The organism is Pseudomonas sp. A0308 (assembly GCF_044218815.1).
Lineage (GTDB): Bacteria > Pseudomonadota > Gammaproteobacteria > Pseudomonadales > Pseudomonadaceae > Aquipseudomonas > Aquipseudomonas iridis.
In genome coordinates, this window is the sequence record NZ_CP162581.1 from 1,086,526 (window position 1) to 1,104,915 (window position 18,390).

Genomic DNA, 18,390 nt, shown 5'->3' on the forward strand with positions numbered 1-18,390 from the left:
ACTGAACGGCGGAGACATTAATGAGCAACCTCGACATAACCGACTCAGACCGCAACTACATGAATGAGATGCGAATGCTCGGCAAGGATCAGGATGGCAACGAAGTTATGGTCGGACTTACCCGAGAGGAAACGTTGCGAGTGCTCGAGCACAATCGTCGATTCTTGGCCAACGATCGTGACAGGAACAAGGACGTTCGCGCCGACTACCTTAAGCTGCACGAAAAGCATGAGCGCGTGCGCATGCAAATTCTCTCAGCGGAAAACGAGGCGAGGAACTTGAAGGGGCCTATGCACTAGTGTCGCGACACAATTTGCACTCTCGCGAAACGTGTCGCGACCTACTTGCTCTGACTGCGCTTGATCTGCGCGTCCACCTGGTCAGCGCAGGTGTCGAGCAGGTTGATGGCTTGGTTCTTCAGCTCCCAGAGCTGGCCGTTGTCGGCGAGGTCTTCATCAGCTACCCGCTCGCATGGCACCAGCTCAGGGGGCTCGACTCTTACTGCCGCTGTCTTTGTTACCACCGCCGGCTTTCCCGCGCAGGCCGTCAGGAAGAGGCTGAGCAGCCCAATCACGAACAGGCTTGCTGTTGCGCTTGAGTTCTTCAAAGTTCTTCTCCGCCTTTTTGGCTTTGGCCTGGCTGGCCTGTAACCGCTTGCTCAGGTCTTTCTGGTAATCGGCATTGCGCTGGGCTTCAGCGCGCAGCGTGGTGATCGTGGCCTGGCTTTCGAGGTTGGCGTCGACCGCCTTCTTCTTCTCGCTGGCTTCGAACGCCACCTCACCGCGAAGGGCGATGACGCGCGACTGCTGAATCCCAACGAGGAGCAGGCCGACCAAGGCAATGATGATTGCAGCAGCGAAGGCCTTCATGCGGCATCCGCCTTGCGACCGAGGAAACGGGTCACCAGCTCGCGAATGGCTGTCACGCCGAGGAACCCAATAGTCCCTCCAGCAGCAACCGACAGACTGGGCGGCCAGGTCATCCACTCGATCACGCTGGACGCAACGAGGCTCAGCGATCCACAGATCAGCGATTCGAAAAGGATCCGACGCTTACTGGTTTCCTTCGCGTCGTACATCACGCGAAGCAACGATACGGTGATGGCCATGATTGCGCCCTGCCAGAGCGGATTGCTCAACGCCAGCCAGATCTTGGCCCAGGTGTCTGGCTTATCAGGCATGGTAGGCATCCGAGTTGCCTCCCCCATGGGGAGATTGATAAATCCGGCGTCCGCTGCACTCCCAGCTCGGAGCAATGGGTGTGGGGAGCCGAAAACGAAAAGTCCCTGCAAATGCAGAGGCCCTGAATAGGTGCTCTCGTCTTTCCGAGCTGTCTGCCAAAGCCTTTCTCAACGTCGACGCCCCTTTGCATCGATCTCGCTGATCCAGTCTCGCGCCACCCCGAAAGCAAGTTTGAGGTCAGGGTGCACGGGCTGCCGGCGTTGATCCGTGCGTCGCACTATCCGGCTATAGACGTCCAGGCCTTCCCGAAGGCTGTCCTGGCTACAGGTAAAACTACAGATTCTTTTTGCGGATGCGCCAACCCATGGCGACACCGGGGTGCAGATACTCGCCGGTGCGCGGATGGCGCGAGAAGTCGCTCTCGCCAACTTGGCGTGCGACCGCCTCCCAAGCCTTTCTGGCGCGCTCCAGCAGATTGCTTTTGGCTTTCAGCTTCATGCGCATCTCCAGAAGGTTGATTTCGAGGCAATAAAAAACCCGGCGCAGTGGCCGGGCTTCGAAGTGGTCGTGCGCTGGAGGTAAGTTGCGCAGTGTGGGAAAAGTACATCAAATTCCCCACCATGGCAACACCTTTATGCCGCATCCTCTGATTTTTCTGCGTGAATAACCTGCCACACTGGCTGTTGTGCCTGAAAATCCACTTCCTCGATAGCCTTTCTCAGGAAATTCCAGATGTCGAGCCAATCGCGATCCCAGTGCTTGGGCTGAATAGCGATCCCGTACAGCTTCATCATGGCGTCAGACACTCGCGCCGGCCCCCACGCGTCACCACCGTTCGCCTCGGCCTTGTAGGACTGAAGCGCGCAGGTGATCAGGCAATGAACCTTCGCCGCCTTGGCATCGGTGAGCGCACTGAAGTCGGTATCCGACCAGATCAGCTTCTCGGCGTTGAGCATGTGAACGACCGTCATGCATGGGTGGTAGAGGTAGTGCCCCAACTGCTGCACCTGGAACGGCAATGACTCGATCGCCTTCTGAACCTTCCCCATGGTCACCAGGTGGGCAGCTCGATGTGTCGACCGACCAATTGGCGAACGGCGTGTTTCGGCAATGTGGATCTTCTGGCGCACAGCCATGATGCGCTCTTCCTTGTCCTCTCCCTGAGCGGCGAAGATGATCTCTCGCAGCGCGGCCTTCTCCTTCCGGACGACGGTTGCAGATTTTGCCCGGTCAGCCGCTGCTGCACTGATTGAGGCATTCGACTCATGTTGTGCGTCTGTCCACGCTTGACGTGCGTTGATCAATTTCATGCTGCCTGCCCCTTTTTCAGTTCTCGGGTCTTGGCCCGGTATTCGGCCTTGATGGTTTTGATTTCTTCAACGGTGTACTTGCGGGGCTCATGAGGCCCTTCGAGCCATGCCACGGTTTCGGCGCCGATGCGCTGCACCAACCGGATGCGGTACTCGACCGCGTTACCGGATAGGTTGCGGTTGCACTTCACGCACTGGCGGTGGATGTTCAGCGGCTCGAAACGCAGCTCAGGACAGGCACCGACAGATCGGTAGTGGCCAGCGTCCCAGCGGCTGCCCGTCATCAGGTCGTTGTCGTTCGGCATGGAGTCGCAGCTGATGCACGGAAGGTGCGCATCACGCAGGCGGACGTACTCGTTCACGGCCGCCTGGGCTTCTCGCAGGTGGTCAGCCCTGGTCTTCAGCTTTTCCTTGCGCACCTGGATCTCGCGGCGCCCAACCTGGGCCAACGCCTTGCCAGCCTTCGCCTGATTGACCTCCTTTATCGCCAGACCGCACTTGTAGCCACATACCGCCTGCCCGAGTCGCTGCGGAACGAATGAGTCCCCGCACGCTGGGTTCTTGCACTTCTTCGGCTTGGGCGCCTTCGATTCCTTGATGGCTACGCGCATGGTTGTTGCTCCATGGTTTCCAGTCCTTGAGCGCGATCACTGTCGATACCGTCCGCCCGCTTCAGCAGCGCATCGACAACCCGCACATCTACTCCAAGGGACGACTCGTAACTTGCGACCGCATTGCGTATTTCCTGGGCTTTTGCTTCCTGCCAAGCTGCATGAGCCTGTAATGGATCATCGAAATACCCTAGGTAGCGACGAACTCCGTTAATGCGAATTTTGGATGCGAATTTTCTGTCCCGGATGTTCCAGCTGACGCCAACCGGCCACGCTCCGCGCGCGCCGATACATGACGTGAGGATGGTGTTGATTCTCGCAGGCACAAAACAGCAGGCTTCTCTCGAATAGGCTTTGTTTCCAGCGATGATGATGTCCTTATCAAGCTGGTAGCTGTTTCCGTCGCCGTCGCGCATGTGGAAGCCGGGCTGCACATTTGCCCAGTCCGCAAAATCAGCAAGATCCTCAAAATCGCATGTAGATGATTTGTAGGTCGGCCATTTTTTAGACCGATCACCATCGGACTTACACCGTCGATTGATGTCCTTCCAAATTGTACGAATCCGTTTATCAATCATATCGGCCGCCCCATTTGTCGGACTCAGTCCAGCGCACGCCATGCTCGGCGCCGAACGCCCCCATCAGCTCGAACAAATCGCTGAACCACTTCTGGGACTGCTTTCGGGTCGAAACGCCCAGCACGACGTAGCCGCCATCAATCCCTGGCACGACGTCTTGCTTCTGGAGCGCGGAACTGAAGACGTGCTTCCAGTCCTCATCGGAGAGCTTTTTGCCGTACCACTCGACCTGGCTGGACACGTCTTTGAGCATCGCCCACATCTTCCGATTGCAGACTTCAGGGCGCTTCTCGTCCTTGATCACCACCGTCTTCGGCTTGGTGAAGTCGGATGCGTGAAGGAAGCCCATCAGCCGGTTGACGTCGCGCTGGTCGCGGATTGCGAACTCGGTGCTCATGACTGCGCCCCTTTGCTCATGGCGGCGAGCAAGTCGCGTATATCAGCCGCTTCGTTGTCCATATTCGACTCAGCCTTCCACATGGCGACCTCGGCGGCTTTCAGAGCATTGCGCAGCGCCTCGTTCTCAGCCTTGAGCCCCTGTACTACCTGCTCATAGGCTTCGTAGCCGGTTTTGAGGCCGGCGTTCGCGGCCTTGAGATGGTCGCGCTCGATTCGAAATTCCCGAGCCCTTCGGAATTGCTTGTCGTACTCGGCCTGAATCCGGTCAATTTCTGCCATGTCAGAATCAACACCGGCCTTGAGCCGCTCGTTCTCGGCGATCAGGGCCAGGACTGCGGCGGGATTCGCGGCGAGCACCAGATCCGCGTAATCCTTGTTCTGCGCCATGAACTCGGGGAATGACCGGTTCTGATGCACGTCAAAGACGATCCCGTTGTCGTTCCGGATGTACAACGCGCCGTGGCTGCGCATGAAGCGAAGCGGCTGATGCTGCTGGCACGCCTCGGCAATCGCTTTTAAATCGCGAGAGTCATTCATTCGGCGAACTCCTTGAGCAATTGACGTGCGCCCATGACGGCACCCTTGTCGCCGGATGTGCGGCTAATGTCCTGGAGCCACCCCAGCATTCGGGTGTTCTGTGCTTTCAGGTCGATGACCATGCCGAGCAACTCATCGCCGTCCGCGTCCATGTCGGACTTGAGCGCTTGGCCAATCGCGCCAAGGTCGCAAACGGCCGCCAGAAGCATCCGCTTGTGTGACTCGAGGTCTTTGATCAGCTCAAGGACTACGGCAGGATTGGCGGTAGCGATGAATTTCAGTGCGGCGTAATACGCCTCATCTTCCACGTCATGCCCTGCATCAGCATCCAGCAGATGCCGGGTGTAGCCATCATCCTTGAAGTAAAGGGAATCGTTTTCCGCAATCCATGGGCCGGCGGGCGCAGCCTCAGCCACCCGTTTCAGTTCTTCGTTCTGGCTCATGGTTTTCTCCCTGCGCAATCGTTACACCCTGGGCGGCAGATCCACTCAGGCTGTGGATCACCCTCAAAACGTTCGACATGCTCAACGGTGTCACCGCGCTTGATGTACTCAGCTACGCACTTGGCGGTGTCCTTCTTTTCCATGGCGTCATCCCAGCACGCGGCGGAGACCTTTCCACATGCTCGGCGGGCGAGATACATGAAACCCAGCGACTTGCGCTCGGCAGTCTTCACCTCTACGAAATCGTTCATGCCCGCTTCTCCTGCGCTTCCGCGATCAATGCCATGCGCTCCAGCCGTTCAGCGGCCTGGCCGGCAAGGTTCACGGCGTCCGCCTCGTCCACCACCGGCATGCACACGAAGTTGATCCCGTGCTTGACCAGGGTGTTGGCTACCTCAAGGGCTTGGCGTAGCTGTACTGGGGATGCTCGTTTCATCAAAACCCCTCCTTTCCGCGCTGTGATTCCCACTCGAACGGGATCACGATCACGCCGCCCTCTCTGAGGCGATCTGCGCAACGATCACCGATCGCGTTAGCCAGGGCCTTCGCGTCCAGGTTGGAAACGATGACGGTGGGGCGCAGCTCCTCGTACCGGCCATTGATGATTGCGAACAGGGTGGTCAGCTCGAAGTCGCTTGGCTTTTCCTTGCTCACCCCGATCTCGTCCAAGATCAGCAGTGATGGGCTGATGAGGCTCGACAGGATCTGGCTTTCGCTTTTCTCGCTGGTGTTGTCGTAGGTGGCGCGGATGGCCTGGAGCACGGAGCCGACCGTGCGGTACACGGCTGTCGCGGTGGTGGTCGCCATGATTTCGTTGGCGATCGCCACGGACAGATGGGTTTTCCCGGTACCGGGCTTGCCCAGCAGCAACAGGCACCGACCGCTCTCGGCGATGTCCACGAACTCGGCGGCGTACCGGCGGCAGGTATTCAGGGCCTTGCGCTGTTCGGCGGTCTTCGCGACGTACTGGTCGAAGGTCTTGCCGGCGAAACGCTTGGGGATCAGCGCCGAACCAAGCTTCTCGGCCATGCGGATGCGCAGCGCGGTTGATTCCTGGAGCTGACGGCGGGTTTCTTCTTCCTCGGCGCGGATGCGGCTGCATTCCGGGCAACCAGAGCGAAGATCCCGACCCAGGACCGAATAGACCTTTTGCTCGTACTCCCCGTGGGTTTCGCAGGTGGCTGGTTGGATGCGAGTCCCTGGCGGGTAGGCAGGCGCCTGGATGGCGACGACGTTTTCAGAAGCCATAGCTGCCATCCTCCCGCTTGATCAGGTCGGCGGTGTAGTCGCGGTCAGCGAAGCCGGTGTGACGGGATGCTGGGAACTGGTGGACGTTGCTGGTGGATTTCTCAGGGAATATGCCGGTCCATCCATTGGAGATCGAGATTGACAGCACTTGATCCGGCGAGTCGTGCCCCTCCAGCGCCTTGGCTTGCTGCTCACAGCTCTTGGCGGTCAGTGGCTTGCGGATTTCCTTGCGGTGCTGGCACCAGTCGGCCCAGGCCTTTTCGGATACGTTGGCTGGCTTGGCAGTCATTGGATCGAACTTTCCAGCCTTCACGGGAGCGCCAGCGACAGGCCCTTTCGGGTCATTGGTGGTTAATTGATGGTTATATGATGGATTGGGTGCAGCTGGTGCACCTCGTTCGGTCGCCATTTGCACCCCGTTGTGTTGTGAGCTGCACCCCGTTGCGTCTTCATTTGCACCCCGTCGAGAGCCGGGTGCAGGAGATGCACCCCGTTCTACGCACAGGTCGTAGACGACAGGTCGGCGGTCGTGACGGTCGATATAGGCCGCTGCAATAATCTGGTTGCCGAGGCGAATCGCCCCGATCTCCAGCAGGTGGTCCAGCTTGTAACGGACGGTACGGAGCGAGAGGCCGGTGTCAGCACTCAAGCTATTGGCAGAAGGAAAGGCGCCCTTCCCGTTCTTGTCGGCATAATTGGCCAGGCACAGCAGGACATGGCGAGCCGTAGCGTCGACAATGTCGTTCTGCTCGAGCGCCCAACTCATGGATTGAACGCTCACGCAGCACCTCTCAGAGCTTTGTCATGGGTGAACAGGCCGTCCCAGGTCTTCTTCATGGGTAGCTCGCCGGCCAGGTACAGGTCGTACAGCCTGGCGGCGCCCTTCTTCAGCAGAACGGACGTGTAGGAAATGAAGGCGTCTTTACCGTGCGGGGTGACTTCGTGCTGGTGCTCGGTCATGTACTTGTCGCGGGCGTAGGACGCCACACGGAAGCGCAGACCGGATTTGCTCTCGTTGTAGAGCCAGTTGCGACCTTCGAGGAACTTGCCCACCTGCATGACGTTGACCCCATTGAGGCCCTTGCAGAATTGGGTGTGCGTCATCCCTTCCTTGAACAGGTTCTCCATGGAATGGATTTTGGTGGCTTGGGCTTCGACCTGGATCGAAAGCTGGAGACGTTGCTGCTCGGCCTCGAACGCGATCTGAATGAGATCCATGCGGGACAGCTCGCGCGGTTGAGACAGAGCATTGATCTTGGCGACGACCGAGCGGCGAACTGCTTTCGATTCCCGCATCGAGATCAGAAGGCACTGATCCTTGGTCAGCATCAACGCCTCAGAGGCTGGTCCACGCTGATTCCTTACTACGAAAGTTTCGTAGTATTCGCCGTCCAGCTCGTCGCGGCACCGCGCGGTGAAATCATTGCGGCGAACTTCGCTTTCGCCGAATTCCTTGCGCGCCGCGTTTACCAGGTCGAGCAAGTCGAAGCTGCTCATTTTTTCACGCGACACGTTTTCACCGTTGCCAAATTGTGTCGCGACACTGGCCGGGGTATTGATCGTTTGGATTGATTGGTGCATGATTTGCTCCACAAGCGTTTTAAGAGAGCCAGGCCACGAACCTGGCTTTTTTTCGTCTCGGATTTGACAGAGGCCCTCTCGGTTACCCTGAAGAGTCCCTGCTGGAGGCCCTCATTGGGGTCACCAGATGAAGCACCTGTGCTTTCCTTCGTCCCACTACCGATAGCGCGCCGCTGGCAACCGCAGCCTCGAACATTTCGTTCATGGCCTGGTTGAAGCTCCAGCCGTTGGCGCGCATCAATTCCTCCACCCTCTTCCGCGTCTGCGGAGGCAGCCTTTCAAGCTCTACGGTCATTTGGCCCTCCAAAGGGGCTTCAGCCCGCGATATCTTCTTGTTTGTCCTGCATGAGTTCTTCGATCACGCCGTTGGCGACGGCCCACTCGATGATTTCGTAGAGGTAGGTCGCGTGCTGCATGCGGGTTTTTGTGGCGGCTTTGCGCAGAATCCGATCAAGCACCGGTTCGAATCGAACCTTCACCGGAATGGCGCGCTTTTGATTGGGGTCCATGTACATGCTTCGATGCTCCTGGCTGATGAATTGGTTTTAGGCTGCGGATTTGCGAGGCTGCGAGGCGCAAAGCTGGCGAGCAGTGATTGCTCCGCTGGTGAGCTCTTCAGCCAGGAATGCTTTGTTAGCGCCCATAACGTGGGTGCCGTTGAACCAGTAAGAGACGGCGGCCTGGGATACACCGAGTGCTGCGGCCGTTTTTGCTTGCCCGCCAAAGAACTCGACGAGCTTTTCAATGGGGGTCATAGCTAGAACTCCTGATAAGCGTGCTTATATCCTAAGCATAAGGACGCTTATTTGCAAGCCGATAAGGGAACTTATAAATTGCTGGTCATGACGACACTTGCCGAAAGAATGAAACTTGCCCGTGCGCACGCGAAAATCACCCAGAAAAAGCTGGCTGAAATAGCGGGCGTTGAGCAGCCAGCCATCTCTCAAATGGAGAGTGGGAAGACGCTGAAGTCAGCGCATTTGGTCCCCATAGCCAAGGCTTGCGGGGTTAGTGTGGAATGGCTCGCCAGTGGTACTGGCGGCATGACCGAGGAAACATCCGGCTTTGACGCCAACGTCGAGATGGCTCTTCAGCCTACCCGGTCGTTCATGTATCCCGAGATAAGCTGGGTTCAAGCAGGAAGCGCCAGGGAGGCGGTTGAAATGGTCAACGTATCTCTATGCCCTCAGCATTCCTCAGACGTTTGGGCTGGCGAGGATGCGTTCTGGCTCCGAGTGTCGGGCAATTCGATGACCTCGAATTCCGGCAATTCCTTCCCGGAAGGCTTCTTGATCCTGGTGGCTCCCGACATAGAGGCGCGCCAAGGTCAATTCGTTGTGGCTCGCATGATCGATTCAAATGAAGCGACGTTTAAGCAGCTCGTCCGTGACGCTGGAGAGCTATATCTGAAGCCGCTGAACCCCTCCTACCCAACAAAGCCAGTGGACGACACATGGGAGATCGTTGGCACCGTTGTCGATGGCAAGATGCCGAAGTCAGTTTTCATGATGTAGGTCTGGATTTCCGGCGCGACCGATATCTGCAGGAGTCAACCATGCCCCTCACCAAACCCAACCAACAGCTAAGCCGCGAACTCAAGGATCTAGGGCTTGACCTTGAGCAGGCCGCAAGTGAAGTGCTCAACATCACCAAGGACTGTCGGGACGTGGATGCGATAGCGGCTCTGAAGCTGATTGCGAAGATGTATGAGCATGCGGATCGGGTGGCGGCGCTGGCGGATGAGGTGAAGGTAGGGCAAATAACGCGAGCCAAGCCCGAGTAGGTATGACAGAAACTTGTAAAAACGGAGCTCCATGGTTCCAAGGATAGGTATGACGAACACGATGATATTTTTTGCGCTGGCCGTGCTTGCTGGCTGCAGCGCTCACAAGCCAGAACCCCCTCTGCTCCCGCAGGGCAACATGCCGATGACGGAGCAGGAGTACCAAGAAGCTCAGCTTTTGCTCCTTAAGAAGCAGGAACTGCCGCCTGATGAGTATCTGAGGCGGAGAAATCAGATTTTGGCGCGCTAGGAACTGCGTAGCGACAATTGACAGGAGGTTGCAATGGGTCACTCGGTGAAATTCCAGGCCGAAGTCGTGGTCGAGAATTTGGCGATCCAGGCGGAGAAGATGCTTGAGCAAGCATCAATTCTCAGGGCTGCGGGACAGTCAGATATAGCTGACCAAATTATGGCGCAGCGCAAGCGATTGCTCGAGGCCATTGCCGGCTTGCGAAGCGCGTTTAGCTTGGAACTCTCGACATGCCGCTAACCAAGCCGGAGAAAAACCTAAAGCGCAACCTAAATGGGATTGCCATGAGCCTTGAGGATATCTGCGTCGACCTTCGGCGCCTAGCATGCCAGCTCAGTGATGATGAATCGCTGGAGGTGACGAGCTGGATTGGCAGGCTCAGTGATGACGTGGGCCGGCTCAAGGCGTATGCGGGCGAGGTGAAGGCGGGAAGGATCGTTCGGGGGAAGGCTGAGTAGGTGGGGCGATGGGGATTTATAAAGCGTATACGGGAGGGATTCCAATTTGACACTTAGCGATGATTTGATTCAGCAGCTTTTGGTTGAGCCCAAGGTGGTCATCACGCCAAACGCAAGAAGCAAGATTCAGAAAAAATCTGAGCGCTTCAACTATCAAGTGGACGCCGTCGATGGCGCGCGGTCATTTGAGATGTACACAAGACAGAACCTAATGGACGGCAATGCTTATTCTTGCGGCCTTATCTATCATCCGCCGAGCGGAGAAAAGGTCACTTTAATACGCTACAACGGTAGCAATCACGTCCATGCGAACCCTCTGGAGGGTGGCGGGTTAATTGTGCACAAGTGCCACATTCATAGAGCGACTCAGCGCTATATGGAACTTGGTGATAAGGCCGAAAAATTCGCCGAGACAACTGATCGGTATTACGATCTCAGTGGCGCTATCAGGTGTATGCTCAACGATTGCAACATATCCGGACTCGACTACCATGACCCATATGACGGTAGTGACGACCCGGACGCCCAACTGAGTCTCGCGCTATGAACGATTTGGCCTCGATCAAAGAAACCTTATGTGCTGCATTCTGTGACGATGTTGCAGTGGCTGCTCGCGGGGATATTTTGACCGTTTCCTTGCCAATGAGCGCTCGGGATGGCGACTCCTTCACTACATATCTGAGCAGAACAACTGCTGGCTGGCGGATATCCGACGCCGCCAACACGATGATGAGGCTCAGCTACGAAAATGACCTATCCAAGCTTTTAACCGGCCCCAGGCTTAAGCTTTTCGAGACGATTCTTTCTGAGAGCGCGCTTCAGGAGGATGACGGGGAAATATTTCTAGAGGTTGCGGCAGACGGCTTGGTAAGGGGTTTATTCCAGCTTTCCCAGGGCCTCAGTCGCATTGAGGATATCGCGCTCTGGTCGCGCAATCGCATCGAATCGACGTTCTATCATGACCTCAAGCAGGCTATTACCTCCATCGTGCCTCCAGGCGCACTGGTTGAGGCTTACGAACCAGATGTATCTGGCGGGGAAGACTATGCCATTGACTATCAGATTCGAACCCAAGGACGCCCCATTTACCTTTTTGGAGTAAATGGCAAGGACAAGGCTCGCCTGACGACGATCACGCTGCTCCATTTGAAGCAGGTCGGCAATAAATTCGACTCCATAATCGTGTGCAGTGATATTGAGGAGCTCCCAAAAAAGGACCGCTCAAGGCTGATGGCTGCGGCGAACGATATCGTGCCAAATATCACCGACATCGACGCTCTTCGAGAAAAAGTACAGCACCGCATGACGCAATAACGCCCGGCCCGGCCCAGCGCCGGGCTTTTTATTGCCCGCAATCTCAAAGAGCACATCTGTACTCTTTTCGGCTTGCCCTATTCGGCCTGATAAAATACTGTATATCCATACACCTATGGAGCAGTAATCTGATGGCGAAAGCAAAGACAGCACCGAAAGCACCAACCACCTACGAGCTACTGGGCATGCGCATCCAGGCAGCCATCAATACACCGAAGGCCCAGCTGGCTAAGTCGGTCCTGCTCGAACCCTCGCCGAGTGACGACCCGGCTGACTGGGATCGCATCCTGGACGAGATCGCTGAAAACGAGAACGTAACCATCGCCCATCGCGACGACGGCCTTATTCAGCTGTTGTGGACTGTCACCAAAGAAGACTGACTCCAAGATCCCCTATGCCCGCCACTGTGCGGGCTTTTTTGTGCCTGCGTTAAAAAATATAAGCATGCTTATTGACTAGCTTGATAAGGAGGCTTATATTTCACCCATCGCAGCGACACACAGCCACTGCGAAGGGCCTCAACAGACCCGCCGCTCTTTAACAACCAGCGCCATGAACGACTACCCGGCCATTCCGGTTAGGTCACTCCCGGCTCCATCGGTGGGAGGTCAGTAAACCGATGAACAAAACCGCACTTGCCTCTACCGGCGACCGGCGATCCGACAGGCCCGAAAGCCTGCCAACGCGCAGCCCACTGCGACGGCGGACGAGGTGTTGACCGAACTGAGTGAATGACCTGGTAAGCGGGTGCGGAGAAAAACAGATTTCACTGGCTGGCCTTGGCGACAGGGCCAGACGGGAAATCAACTGAGGACAAGACGATGAACAAGGTAATCCACATCACGCTGCGCGGAGAGCTGCAGGTCTTCGCTGATGCCGACCTGAACGCCTGCATCCGAGAGGCGAACAGGCTCAACGCTGAGCGTGGACTCACCAGTGGCGTGCGCGTTGTTGAGTGCGAAGACGGCCATCGAATGACGGCGGCTGATTGCAAGGCTGCTGCCCGATCCTCTCTATGAGAGCGCATCGGGGTGTGATCTACAGCGGAGCAAGGCACCTGACTCGTAATCAGACCAGCCACTGAGCACCGTCGACAAAGCGCGGCGGCAGGCAAAGCCAGAGGTGACGACCTCGCGTAGATCACACCCCGATGCGGAAGCGGCGTGGAAAGATGGGTTCGATGCTGAGCCTCGCAGACACGCTATACACGGCATGACTCGATGGGGATCGCTCCTTGGGGATTGGAACCAAGGTGGGTAAGTGCACACCTTCTTGTATTGGTGGAAACAGGCCCCTGGATTCGGACGTACTGCAGCCTTGCCGAGCAATCGGGCGATACCGAACGCGCTGCGGCCATTACACAGAGCGTGAACGTTCCAGAGCCGGGGTAGCGTCCGGCCTTCTGCATCACTCGGCGAATAGCTCAACCCGCATTGCGCAGGGTCAGCGCCAACCCAGTATTGGCGAGCTACCTTGATCTGGCACAAGCGCCGTGACAGCCGGGAAAGACCGGCATCCCATTCCATAGGTGGCCACTGCCTGCCCAGTGAGCGAGCGATAGGAGATACCGACATGAAGCGCTAACCAGCCGTTGCCGAGCAACAGCCTACCCGGCCGCTACAGTGTCGGGCGCTTGGGCCGACGAGAGAATATCGGTTCCGGAGAGCGCGCCTTGTCAGCGCCCCGCAGCGGGTATAGCCCACGGATCTGCTGGTGACATCAGCGCCGGACAAGTAACCGGCATCCCTCCCCGACACCACCCGAATGCACTCACCTCCGCGCCCAACGGCAACCAGCGGAGCGGATGAGTGCATTGCGAGTTTTGTTGGATCAACCACAGAGGCATCAATTATGCGCCCCGTAATGACGCGAATCGGCAATCCCCACACAGGCTTTAAAGGCACTGGCGAAGCGCTTTTCCATCACTGGGGCGTTGAGACAGTTGAAGCGGAAACTGGGTTTGGAAATTTCACGGTAGCGGTCGTTGAGTTCCCTGACGGTCGCGTCGACACCTTTCTCCCTTCGAACATTCTGTTCATTGATGGCGAAGATCAGGCGCAGGCGGTTATCGACGCATTTAACGGCGATCCGAAAGCCGCCTAACCACAAACACTGGAGGTCGTCATGCACAACTGCACCGACACACAAGCAGTTTGCCGAGGTTGCGGGCTGAAGCTGCGCGGCTCGCCATCGTGGAAAGGCGGCCTCGCCTATCACCCCGAGCCGAAAGGTGAAGTCCACCGCTGCCATTACGGCGGCTGGGTTTGCTCGCGCCGCTGCGACATCCGTGCCTGCGTCGAGCTTGAAGGGACCATGCCGGGGTGCGGATCGGTAAACGGCTATGCGCGCCTGTCGCCGTACGCCAAAGAGAGCATTGAGCGCCATTGGCCGGAGGTCGCATGAACGCAGCACTGAAACTCTGTCAGGCCATGTACGACGCGCAGTTGCCTCCCGCGGTGAGCAAACCGGACGATCAGCGCGAATGGCTGGAAAGCGCCGCTGAACAGCTGGTGTGCGGCTCGGATGTGGAATGGAAGCGTCGGTTTGGCCCGGCGCAGAAAGTGACCTCAGCGCAGTATGCCGAACACCTGCAACTACACCTGAATCAGCGCCAGATCGACGGGCTGGATGATCGCGATTCGTTCGCCAACCTGGTGCTGGCTGTCGTGGTCGGCAGTCCGGCCGAGGCGCTGACACACGCCAAGCGCCTGCTAGGCACCGAAAGCCCGGTCACGGAGTTGGAAACGATCGCAACCGACCTCCTCCGTCCGCACGCCGCCGAAGCAGTGGCAGCTGAGCGCGAGGCTGTCGAGGACGACAAGTTATGAGCAATCAGGTAGCACTGGCCCGGCTGGGCTTTGAGATCGCCAAGATGAAGAAGACCTGCACTCCGGTGCCGGATCGCACCTTCGTCATGGGCATGATCGAAATGGCGGAGTTCGCCGAGATCATCGACACCCGCACCGCCAACCGTTATCGGGATGCGCTGGACGCCAAGTTCGTCGAGCGCAACGCGCATCTGAAAGGAGTTTCGGTATGACCACTGCACCGGTTAAAACGCTTCTTGATGAGCAACTGGAGGAGATTGAACGCAGCCTCGCGGTTATCGGTGCGGGCATCCCCCGCGAACTTCCTGTTTCGGCGCTCCCTCCTCCGCTGGTAGCTGCCATCAAACAAGGCCGCATCGCCGTGAGGGCTCGACCATGAATCTCGTCTACTGGATTCTCGTTGCGGTTCTGGTAGCCGGTGCAGGAGCCTATGGCGTCGTTCGCGATGGCCAGGGTACGTGCCAGGTGCCGAGATCCACCACCTACAACGTGTTCCGATGACCAGTCTTCAGCGGGCACGCCGCGTGCTGATTCGGCGCGGTTCGTTTCGAGTCCTCTCGATTTACACCTTCCTGATGCTGCTCAGCGCACTCGCCGACCGCATCACTCAATAAACCAAGCATTCAATCGCTGCGCTGGGCGCGGCAAGGAACTCCCGTGAGCGCAGTAATGAAGCAGGAAGACCAATTGCCTGCGATGTCTGAGGCGGCACTTGTTGAGGTGCTGAGCAACAGCCTCTACCCAGGCGCAGAAAAGAACTCGGTGGTGATGGTGTTGGCTTACTGCCAGGCCGCGCATCTGGACCCAATGCTGAAGCCTGTGCACATCGTGCCGATCTGGAACACCAAAGCGAAAAAGATGCAGGACACGGTAATGCCCGGCATTGGTCTTTATCGCATCCAGGCCGCGCGCACTGGGCAGTACGCAGGTATCAGCGATCCTGAATACGGACCGCCAATTACCGCAAAGCTGGGCGGCGTGGACGTCACCTATCCAGAGTGGTGCCGGGTGACCGTCAAACGCCAAATGTCGAACGGCCTCGTTGCCGAGTTCACCGCGAACGAGCGCTGGCTTGAGAACTACGCAACGGCCGGCAAGGACACGATTGCCCCAAACACCATGTGGAAGCGCCGCGCCTTCGCCCAGCTCGCCAAGTGCGCTGAGGCTCAGGCACTGCGCAAGGCTTTCCCTGAGGTCGGATCAGCGCCAACGGCCGACGAGATGGAAGGCAAAACATTCGAAGAGGCGCCGCGCGACGTGAGTCCGCAGCGGCAGCAAGAACCTGAGCCCGAGGCTCTTCCGCCCTACTCCGATGATCTCCTGAAAGAGAACATCGCCAAATGGCAGCCACTGGTTGATGCCAACCGAACCAGCCCAGAACACCTGATCGCGACCATCAGCAGCAAATACATGCTGAGCCCGGCCCAGATCGAAAAAATCCAGAACCTCAAAGCCATCGACGGAGACGCAGCATGAAAATTCACAACGTAGCTCAAGGCTCCGCCGAGTGGCACGCATTGCGCGCTCAGCACTTCACCGCCTCAGAGGCGCCCGCAATGATGGGCGCTTCGAAGTACCAGACCCGCACCGACCTGCTGACCATGAAGAAAACCGGAATTGCGCCGGAGGTCAATCAGGCGCAGCAGTACATCTTCGACAGAGGCCATGCAACTGAAGCGCTTGCCCGGCCACTGGTTGAAGTGATGATCGGCGAGGAGCTTTATCCAGTCGTAGGTACCGAAGGCAATCTGCTCGCCTCCATGGACGGCGCGACGATGCTGGGCGAGACCCTCTTCGAGCACAAGCTTTGGAACGAATCATTGGTCGCCCAGGTGAAGGCCGGCGAGCTGGATCCGCATTACTACTGGCAGCTTGAGCAGCAACTGCTGGTGAGCGGCGCCGAGCGCGTGATTTTCGTTTGCTCCGACGGCACTGCCGAAAACTTCGTGCACATGGAATACCGACCTGTCGCCGGCCGCGCCGCGCAGCTGGTCGAAGGCTGGAAACAGTTCGAGGCCGACCTGGCCAACTTCGAAATGGCAGAGGCTCCGTCGATTATCGTCGGCAAGGCCCCGGACGAGCTGCCAGCGCTACGCATCGAACTCACCGGTATGGTTACCGCGAGCAACCTCAAGGTGTTCGAGGATTCGGCTCTCGCTGTCATCGACTCTGTGAAAACCACCCTGCAGACCGACCAAGACTTTGCCGACGCCAAGAAGGCGGTCAAGTGGTGCGGTGATGTCGAAGAAGCGGTTGCGGTAGCGAAGAAACAAGCGCTCTCCCAAACCCAAAGCATTGACGAGCTTTTCTCGTCTCTTGATCGAATCAGCGCACATGCTCGCGAGACGCGTTTGAAAGTCGACAAGCTCGTTAAGGCTCAAGAGCTGCTGGTGAAGACCAGCATCAAGCAGAAGGCTGAGCAGGCGTTAGCGGATCACGTCGCGGCCATCAATAAAACACTGGGCCGGGTGACGCTGCCAGCGGTTGCTTCCGACTTCGCCGGCGCGATGAAGAACAAACGCACCATTGCCAGTCTGCAGGATGCCGTCGATACCGAGCTGGCTCGAGCAAAAATCGCCGCGAGCCAGTCAGCAGATGCCATTCGCTTGAATTTGACCAGCTTGGCCGAGCTCGCGCCTGACCATGCATTCTTGTTCAACGATATTCAACAACTCGTCCTCAAGGCCAACGATGACCTGGTCGCGCTGATCAAGGTGCGCATCTCTGAGCACCAGAAGGCTGAGGAGCAAAAAGCCGAAGCCCAGCGCGAGCAGATCCGTCAGGAGGAGCTGAAGCGAATCGAAGACGAGGCGAAAGCCAAGGCGCCGGTCGAACAGGTTCCAATTGCCAGCCCGGCACCAGTGAAAGCTGCGGCGCCGGTTCAGTCAGCCTCGAAACCATCGACTTCAACCGCGGCGCCGCTGAACCTGCAGGCCGAAGTGTTTGATCTGGAAGAGCTGATCAAAGCGGTTGCTTACGGCCAAGCGCCAATCTCGGTGCTGACCGTGAACTGGGAAAACCTCGACGCGCTGGTCGCCGATCAGGGCAACAAATTCAGCATGGCCGGCGTGAGGCTGATAAAGGTGGCAGCATGATCAGTCTCAACCTCAACGCAGTTCGGGCAAAACAGACTGAGTCGGATCGGATCGCCGCTGCGATGGCGGACTTCTGGGTGCGCCCCGGCAGCAACTATCAGGAGCTGCCAACCGCCCGAATGAAGCCAAAGCCGCCCCGCTCGAAGAAAATAGACCCTGAAACGGTCCTCAAGCGGCGCCCGAAGCCGATATCGGCCGCTGACCGCAGGGCTCTGCGCAAAATGGCGGACTCGATATGAAGTCGAAACGCAAACCCAACAACGGTTTCGCCCGGGCTGAACGCAGCTGCCGGGCGCTGCTGCGTACCAACCACGTCGCGGTCGTGAACATCGACCCCAGCGGCAGCCAGATCATGGCGAACTGGAAGAGCTGCCGGCAGATCCGCAGTCTGGCGATCGCCAATGCGATCTTCGATTTCTCGTATCGCTGGACGATCTACATCGCCGCCATGTGTCGAGACGAGCGCGGCGCCGAGTACATCAAGTCGGTGGAGATCTCGCCCGAGGGCATCTACAAGGTCGAGCACCTCACCGATGCGATTGAGCATTACTACCTGGAGCTGCGCAACAGCGCGAACCCTACCCATCTGGTCGCATCAGGCTGGATCGCCATTCCCGACGAGATATCGATGGACGAAGCCCAAGCTGCGAAGCTGTTCTACGCCGCCGGCGCCTGGCATCAGGTGAAGGTCGCAGCGTGAGACGTTTTCGCACCCAACAACGCAAACGACAAACCTGGCTGGACTTGCCGGCCAGCGGAATAGAAGAGGTAGGC

The 18,390-nt window shown here is 57.9% G+C and carries 37 protein-coding genes; 19 read left to right on the forward strand and 18 right to left on the reverse strand.

Annotation, left to right across the window (positions count from 1 at the left end):
* Window positions 1-20: 20 nt before the first annotated feature.
* Window positions 21-299, forward strand: a complete 279-nt coding sequence (locus AB4P92_RS05085) for a hypothetical protein (protein WP_395598593.1) — start codon at window positions 21-23, stop codon at window positions 297-299.
* 41 nt (window positions 300-340) lie between these two features.
* Here the strand turns inward: AB4P92_RS05085 and AB4P92_RS05090 are convergent, their stop codons facing one another.
* The 18 genes from AB4P92_RS05090 to AB4P92_RS05175 all read right to left on the reverse strand — a co-directional run bounded on the left by AB4P92_RS05090 (window position 341) and on the right by AB4P92_RS05175 (window position 8,643).
* Window positions 341-478, reverse strand: a complete 138-nt coding sequence (locus tag AB4P92_RS05090; RefSeq protein WP_016773998.1) for a hypothetical protein — start codon at window positions 476-478, stop codon at window positions 341-343.
* A 4-nt stretch (window positions 479-482) separates the two neighbouring features.
* Complete coding sequence (locus AB4P92_RS05095; protein ID WP_395598592.1) at window positions 483-869, reverse strand: hypothetical protein; 387 nt, start codon at window positions 867-869, stop codon at window positions 483-485.
* Entirely contained in the window at window positions 866-1,189 is a 324-nt protein-coding gene (locus AB4P92_RS05100) for a phage holin, lambda family (RefSeq protein WP_122597479.1), read from the reverse strand. The genes AB4P92_RS05095 and AB4P92_RS05100 overlap by 4 nt, the downstream gene beginning before the upstream one ends.
* 325 nt (window positions 1,190-1,514) lie before the next feature.
* On the reverse strand, window positions 1,515-1,679 hold the full coding sequence (locus tag AB4P92_RS05105; RefSeq protein WP_395598591.1) for a hypothetical protein: 165 nt from the start codon (window positions 1,677-1,679) through the stop codon (window positions 1,515-1,517).
* Between the two features lie 134 nt (window positions 1,680-1,813).
* Window positions 1,814-2,491 carry a hypothetical protein gene (locus AB4P92_RS05110; protein ID WP_395598590.1) on the reverse strand — a complete coding sequence of 226 codons (678 nt, stop codon included), beginning with the start codon at window positions 2,489-2,491 and terminating at the stop codon, window positions 1,814-1,816.
* A complete protein-coding gene (locus AB4P92_RS05115) occupies window positions 2,488-3,102 on the reverse strand; it encodes a recombination protein NinG (protein ID WP_395598589.1) in 615 nt (204 codons plus the stop codon). Before AB4P92_RS05115 ends, AB4P92_RS05110 begins: the two co-directional genes overlap by 4 nt.
* Window positions 3,093-3,680, reverse strand: coding sequence for a hypothetical protein (locus tag AB4P92_RS05120; RefSeq protein ID WP_395598588.1), 588 nt, complete (start codon window positions 3,678-3,680; stop codon window positions 3,093-3,095). Before AB4P92_RS05120 ends, AB4P92_RS05115 begins: the two co-directional genes overlap by 10 nt.
* Window positions 3,673-4,077, reverse strand: coding sequence for a recombination protein NinB (locus tag AB4P92_RS05125; RefSeq protein ID WP_395598587.1), 405 nt, complete (start codon window positions 4,075-4,077; stop codon window positions 3,673-3,675). Before AB4P92_RS05125 ends, AB4P92_RS05120 begins: the two co-directional genes overlap by 8 nt.
* Complete coding sequence (locus AB4P92_RS05130; RefSeq protein ID WP_395599031.1) at window positions 4,074-4,616, reverse strand: hypothetical protein; 543 nt, start codon at window positions 4,614-4,616, stop codon at window positions 4,074-4,076. The genes AB4P92_RS05125 and AB4P92_RS05130 overlap by 4 nt, the downstream gene beginning before the upstream one ends.
* Complete coding sequence (locus AB4P92_RS05135) at window positions 4,613-5,059, reverse strand: hypothetical protein (protein WP_395599032.1); 447 nt, start codon at window positions 5,057-5,059, stop codon at window positions 4,613-4,615. The genes AB4P92_RS05130 and AB4P92_RS05135 overlap by 4 nt, the downstream gene beginning before the upstream one ends.
* A complete protein-coding gene (locus AB4P92_RS05140; RefSeq protein WP_395599033.1) occupies window positions 5,056-5,310 on the reverse strand; it encodes a hypothetical protein in 255 nt (84 codons plus the stop codon). Before AB4P92_RS05140 ends, AB4P92_RS05135 begins: the two co-directional genes overlap by 4 nt.
* The gene (locus AB4P92_RS05145) at window positions 5,307-5,495 is read right to left on the reverse strand and encodes a DUF1382 family protein (protein ID WP_395599034.1); all 189 of its coding nucleotides are present in this window, start codon (window positions 5,493-5,495) and stop codon (window positions 5,307-5,309) included. Before AB4P92_RS05145 ends, AB4P92_RS05140 begins: the two co-directional genes overlap by 4 nt.
* Window positions 5,495-6,307 carry an ATP-binding protein gene (locus AB4P92_RS05150; protein ID WP_395599035.1) on the reverse strand — a complete coding sequence of 271 codons (813 nt, stop codon included), beginning with the start codon at window positions 6,305-6,307 and terminating at the stop codon, window positions 5,495-5,497. Before AB4P92_RS05150 ends, AB4P92_RS05145 begins: the two co-directional genes overlap by 1 nt.
* Window positions 6,297-7,088, reverse strand: a complete 792-nt coding sequence (locus AB4P92_RS05155) for a helix-turn-helix domain-containing protein (protein ID WP_395599036.1) — start codon at window positions 7,086-7,088, stop codon at window positions 6,297-6,299. The genes AB4P92_RS05150 and AB4P92_RS05155 overlap by 11 nt, the downstream gene beginning before the upstream one ends.
* Window positions 7,085-7,888, reverse strand: a complete 804-nt coding sequence (locus AB4P92_RS05160) for a phage antirepressor protein (RefSeq protein ID WP_395599037.1) — start codon at window positions 7,886-7,888, stop codon at window positions 7,085-7,087. Before AB4P92_RS05160 ends, AB4P92_RS05155 begins: the two co-directional genes overlap by 4 nt.
* A gap of 82 nt (window positions 7,889-7,970) precedes the next feature.
* Window positions 7,971-8,183, reverse strand: a complete 213-nt coding sequence (locus tag AB4P92_RS05165) for a hypothetical protein (protein ID WP_395599038.1) — start codon at window positions 8,181-8,183, stop codon at window positions 7,971-7,973.
* Between the two features lie 19 nt (window positions 8,184-8,202).
* Window positions 8,203-8,403, reverse strand: a complete 201-nt coding sequence (locus AB4P92_RS05170) for a hypothetical protein (protein ID WP_039012569.1) — start codon at window positions 8,401-8,403, stop codon at window positions 8,203-8,205.
* A gap of 30 nt (window positions 8,404-8,433) precedes the next feature.
* Window positions 8,434-8,643 (reverse strand): transcriptional regulator, encoded by a 210-nt coding sequence (locus tag AB4P92_RS05175; protein ID WP_395599039.1) that lies wholly within the window; start codon window positions 8,641-8,643, stop codon window positions 8,434-8,436.
* A gap of 87 nt (window positions 8,644-8,730) precedes the next feature.
* Between AB4P92_RS05175 and AB4P92_RS05180 the strand changes: the two genes are divergently transcribed.
* The 18 genes from AB4P92_RS05180 (at window position 8,731) to AB4P92_RS05265 (ending at window position 18,316) form a co-directional block, all read left to right on the forward strand.
* Window positions 8,731-9,402: a LexA family transcriptional regulator gene (locus AB4P92_RS05180; RefSeq protein WP_221729854.1), complete on the forward strand. Its 672-nt coding sequence runs from the start codon at window positions 8,731-8,733 to the stop codon at window positions 9,400-9,402.
* A 41-nt stretch (window positions 9,403-9,443) separates the two neighbouring features.
* Window positions 9,444-9,671 (forward strand): hypothetical protein, encoded by a 228-nt coding sequence (locus AB4P92_RS05185; RefSeq protein WP_395599040.1) that lies wholly within the window; start codon window positions 9,444-9,446, stop codon window positions 9,669-9,671.
* Between the two features lie 49 nt (window positions 9,672-9,720).
* Window positions 9,721-9,921: a hypothetical protein gene (locus tag AB4P92_RS05190; RefSeq protein WP_395599041.1), complete on the forward strand. Its 201-nt coding sequence runs from the start codon at window positions 9,721-9,723 to the stop codon at window positions 9,919-9,921.
* A gap of 33 nt (window positions 9,922-9,954) precedes the next feature.
* A complete protein-coding gene (locus AB4P92_RS05195) occupies window positions 9,955-10,161 on the forward strand; it encodes a hypothetical protein (RefSeq protein WP_395599042.1) in 207 nt (68 codons plus the stop codon).
* The gene (locus AB4P92_RS05200; protein ID WP_395599043.1) at window positions 10,152-10,379 is read left to right on the forward strand and encodes a hypothetical protein; all 228 of its coding nucleotides are present in this window, start codon (window positions 10,152-10,154) and stop codon (window positions 10,377-10,379) included. Before AB4P92_RS05195 ends, AB4P92_RS05200 begins: the two co-directional genes overlap by 10 nt.
* A 46-nt stretch (window positions 10,380-10,425) precedes the next feature.
* A complete protein-coding gene (locus AB4P92_RS05205) occupies window positions 10,426-10,926 on the forward strand; it encodes a hypothetical protein (RefSeq protein WP_395599044.1) in 501 nt (166 codons plus the stop codon).
* Window positions 10,923-11,693, forward strand: coding sequence for a DUF1828 domain-containing protein (locus AB4P92_RS05210; RefSeq protein WP_395599045.1), 771 nt, complete (start codon window positions 10,923-10,925; stop codon window positions 11,691-11,693). Before AB4P92_RS05205 ends, AB4P92_RS05210 begins: the two co-directional genes overlap by 4 nt.
* Before the next feature lie 131 nt (window positions 11,694-11,824).
* On the forward strand, window positions 11,825-12,073 hold the full coding sequence (locus AB4P92_RS05215; RefSeq protein ID WP_221729685.1) for a DUF1654 domain-containing protein: 249 nt from the start codon (window positions 11,825-11,827) through the stop codon (window positions 12,071-12,073).
* A 441-nt stretch (window positions 12,074-12,514) separates the two neighbouring features.
* Entirely contained in the window at window positions 12,515-12,712 is a 198-nt protein-coding gene (locus AB4P92_RS05220; RefSeq protein WP_125926727.1) for a hypothetical protein, read from the forward strand.
* A gap of 832 nt (window positions 12,713-13,544) precedes the next feature.
* A complete protein-coding gene (locus AB4P92_RS05225; RefSeq protein ID WP_115148365.1) occupies window positions 13,545-13,796 on the forward strand; it encodes a hypothetical protein in 252 nt (83 codons plus the stop codon).
* A gap of 21 nt (window positions 13,797-13,817) precedes the next feature.
* Window positions 13,818-14,096 (forward strand): hypothetical protein, encoded by a 279-nt coding sequence (locus tag AB4P92_RS05230; protein ID WP_115148366.1) that lies wholly within the window; start codon window positions 13,818-13,820, stop codon window positions 14,094-14,096.
* Window positions 14,093-14,521 carry a hypothetical protein gene (locus AB4P92_RS05235; protein ID WP_395599046.1) on the forward strand — a complete coding sequence of 143 codons (429 nt, stop codon included), beginning with the start codon at window positions 14,093-14,095 and terminating at the stop codon, window positions 14,519-14,521. The genes AB4P92_RS05230 and AB4P92_RS05235 overlap by 4 nt, the downstream gene beginning before the upstream one ends.
* The gene (locus AB4P92_RS05240) at window positions 14,518-14,733 is read left to right on the forward strand and encodes a hypothetical protein (RefSeq protein WP_395598578.1); all 216 of its coding nucleotides are present in this window, start codon (window positions 14,518-14,520) and stop codon (window positions 14,731-14,733) included. The genes AB4P92_RS05235 and AB4P92_RS05240 overlap by 4 nt, the downstream gene beginning before the upstream one ends.
* On the forward strand, window positions 14,730-14,900 hold the full coding sequence (locus AB4P92_RS05245; RefSeq protein ID WP_179294971.1) for a hypothetical protein: 171 nt from the start codon (window positions 14,730-14,732) through the stop codon (window positions 14,898-14,900). Before AB4P92_RS05240 ends, AB4P92_RS05245 begins: the two co-directional genes overlap by 4 nt.
* 290 nt (window positions 14,901-15,190) lie before the next feature.
* Window positions 15,191-15,997 (forward strand): phage recombination protein Bet, encoded by an 807-nt coding sequence (bet, locus tag AB4P92_RS05250; RefSeq protein ID WP_395598577.1) that lies wholly within the window; start codon window positions 15,191-15,193, stop codon window positions 15,995-15,997.
* Window positions 15,994-17,616, forward strand: a complete 1,623-nt coding sequence (locus tag AB4P92_RS05255; protein WP_395599047.1) for a YqaJ viral recombinase family protein — start codon at window positions 15,994-15,996, stop codon at window positions 17,614-17,616. Before bet ends, AB4P92_RS05255 begins: the two co-directional genes overlap by 4 nt.
* A complete protein-coding gene (locus tag AB4P92_RS05260) occupies window positions 17,613-17,855 on the forward strand; it encodes a hypothetical protein (RefSeq protein WP_395598575.1) in 243 nt (80 codons plus the stop codon). Before AB4P92_RS05255 ends, AB4P92_RS05260 begins: the two co-directional genes overlap by 4 nt.
* The gene (locus tag AB4P92_RS05265; RefSeq protein ID WP_395598574.1) at window positions 17,852-18,316 is read left to right on the forward strand and encodes a hypothetical protein; all 465 of its coding nucleotides are present in this window, start codon (window positions 17,852-17,854) and stop codon (window positions 18,314-18,316) included. The genes AB4P92_RS05260 and AB4P92_RS05265 overlap by 4 nt, the downstream gene beginning before the upstream one ends.
* Window positions 18,317-18,390 lie beyond the last annotated feature (74 nt).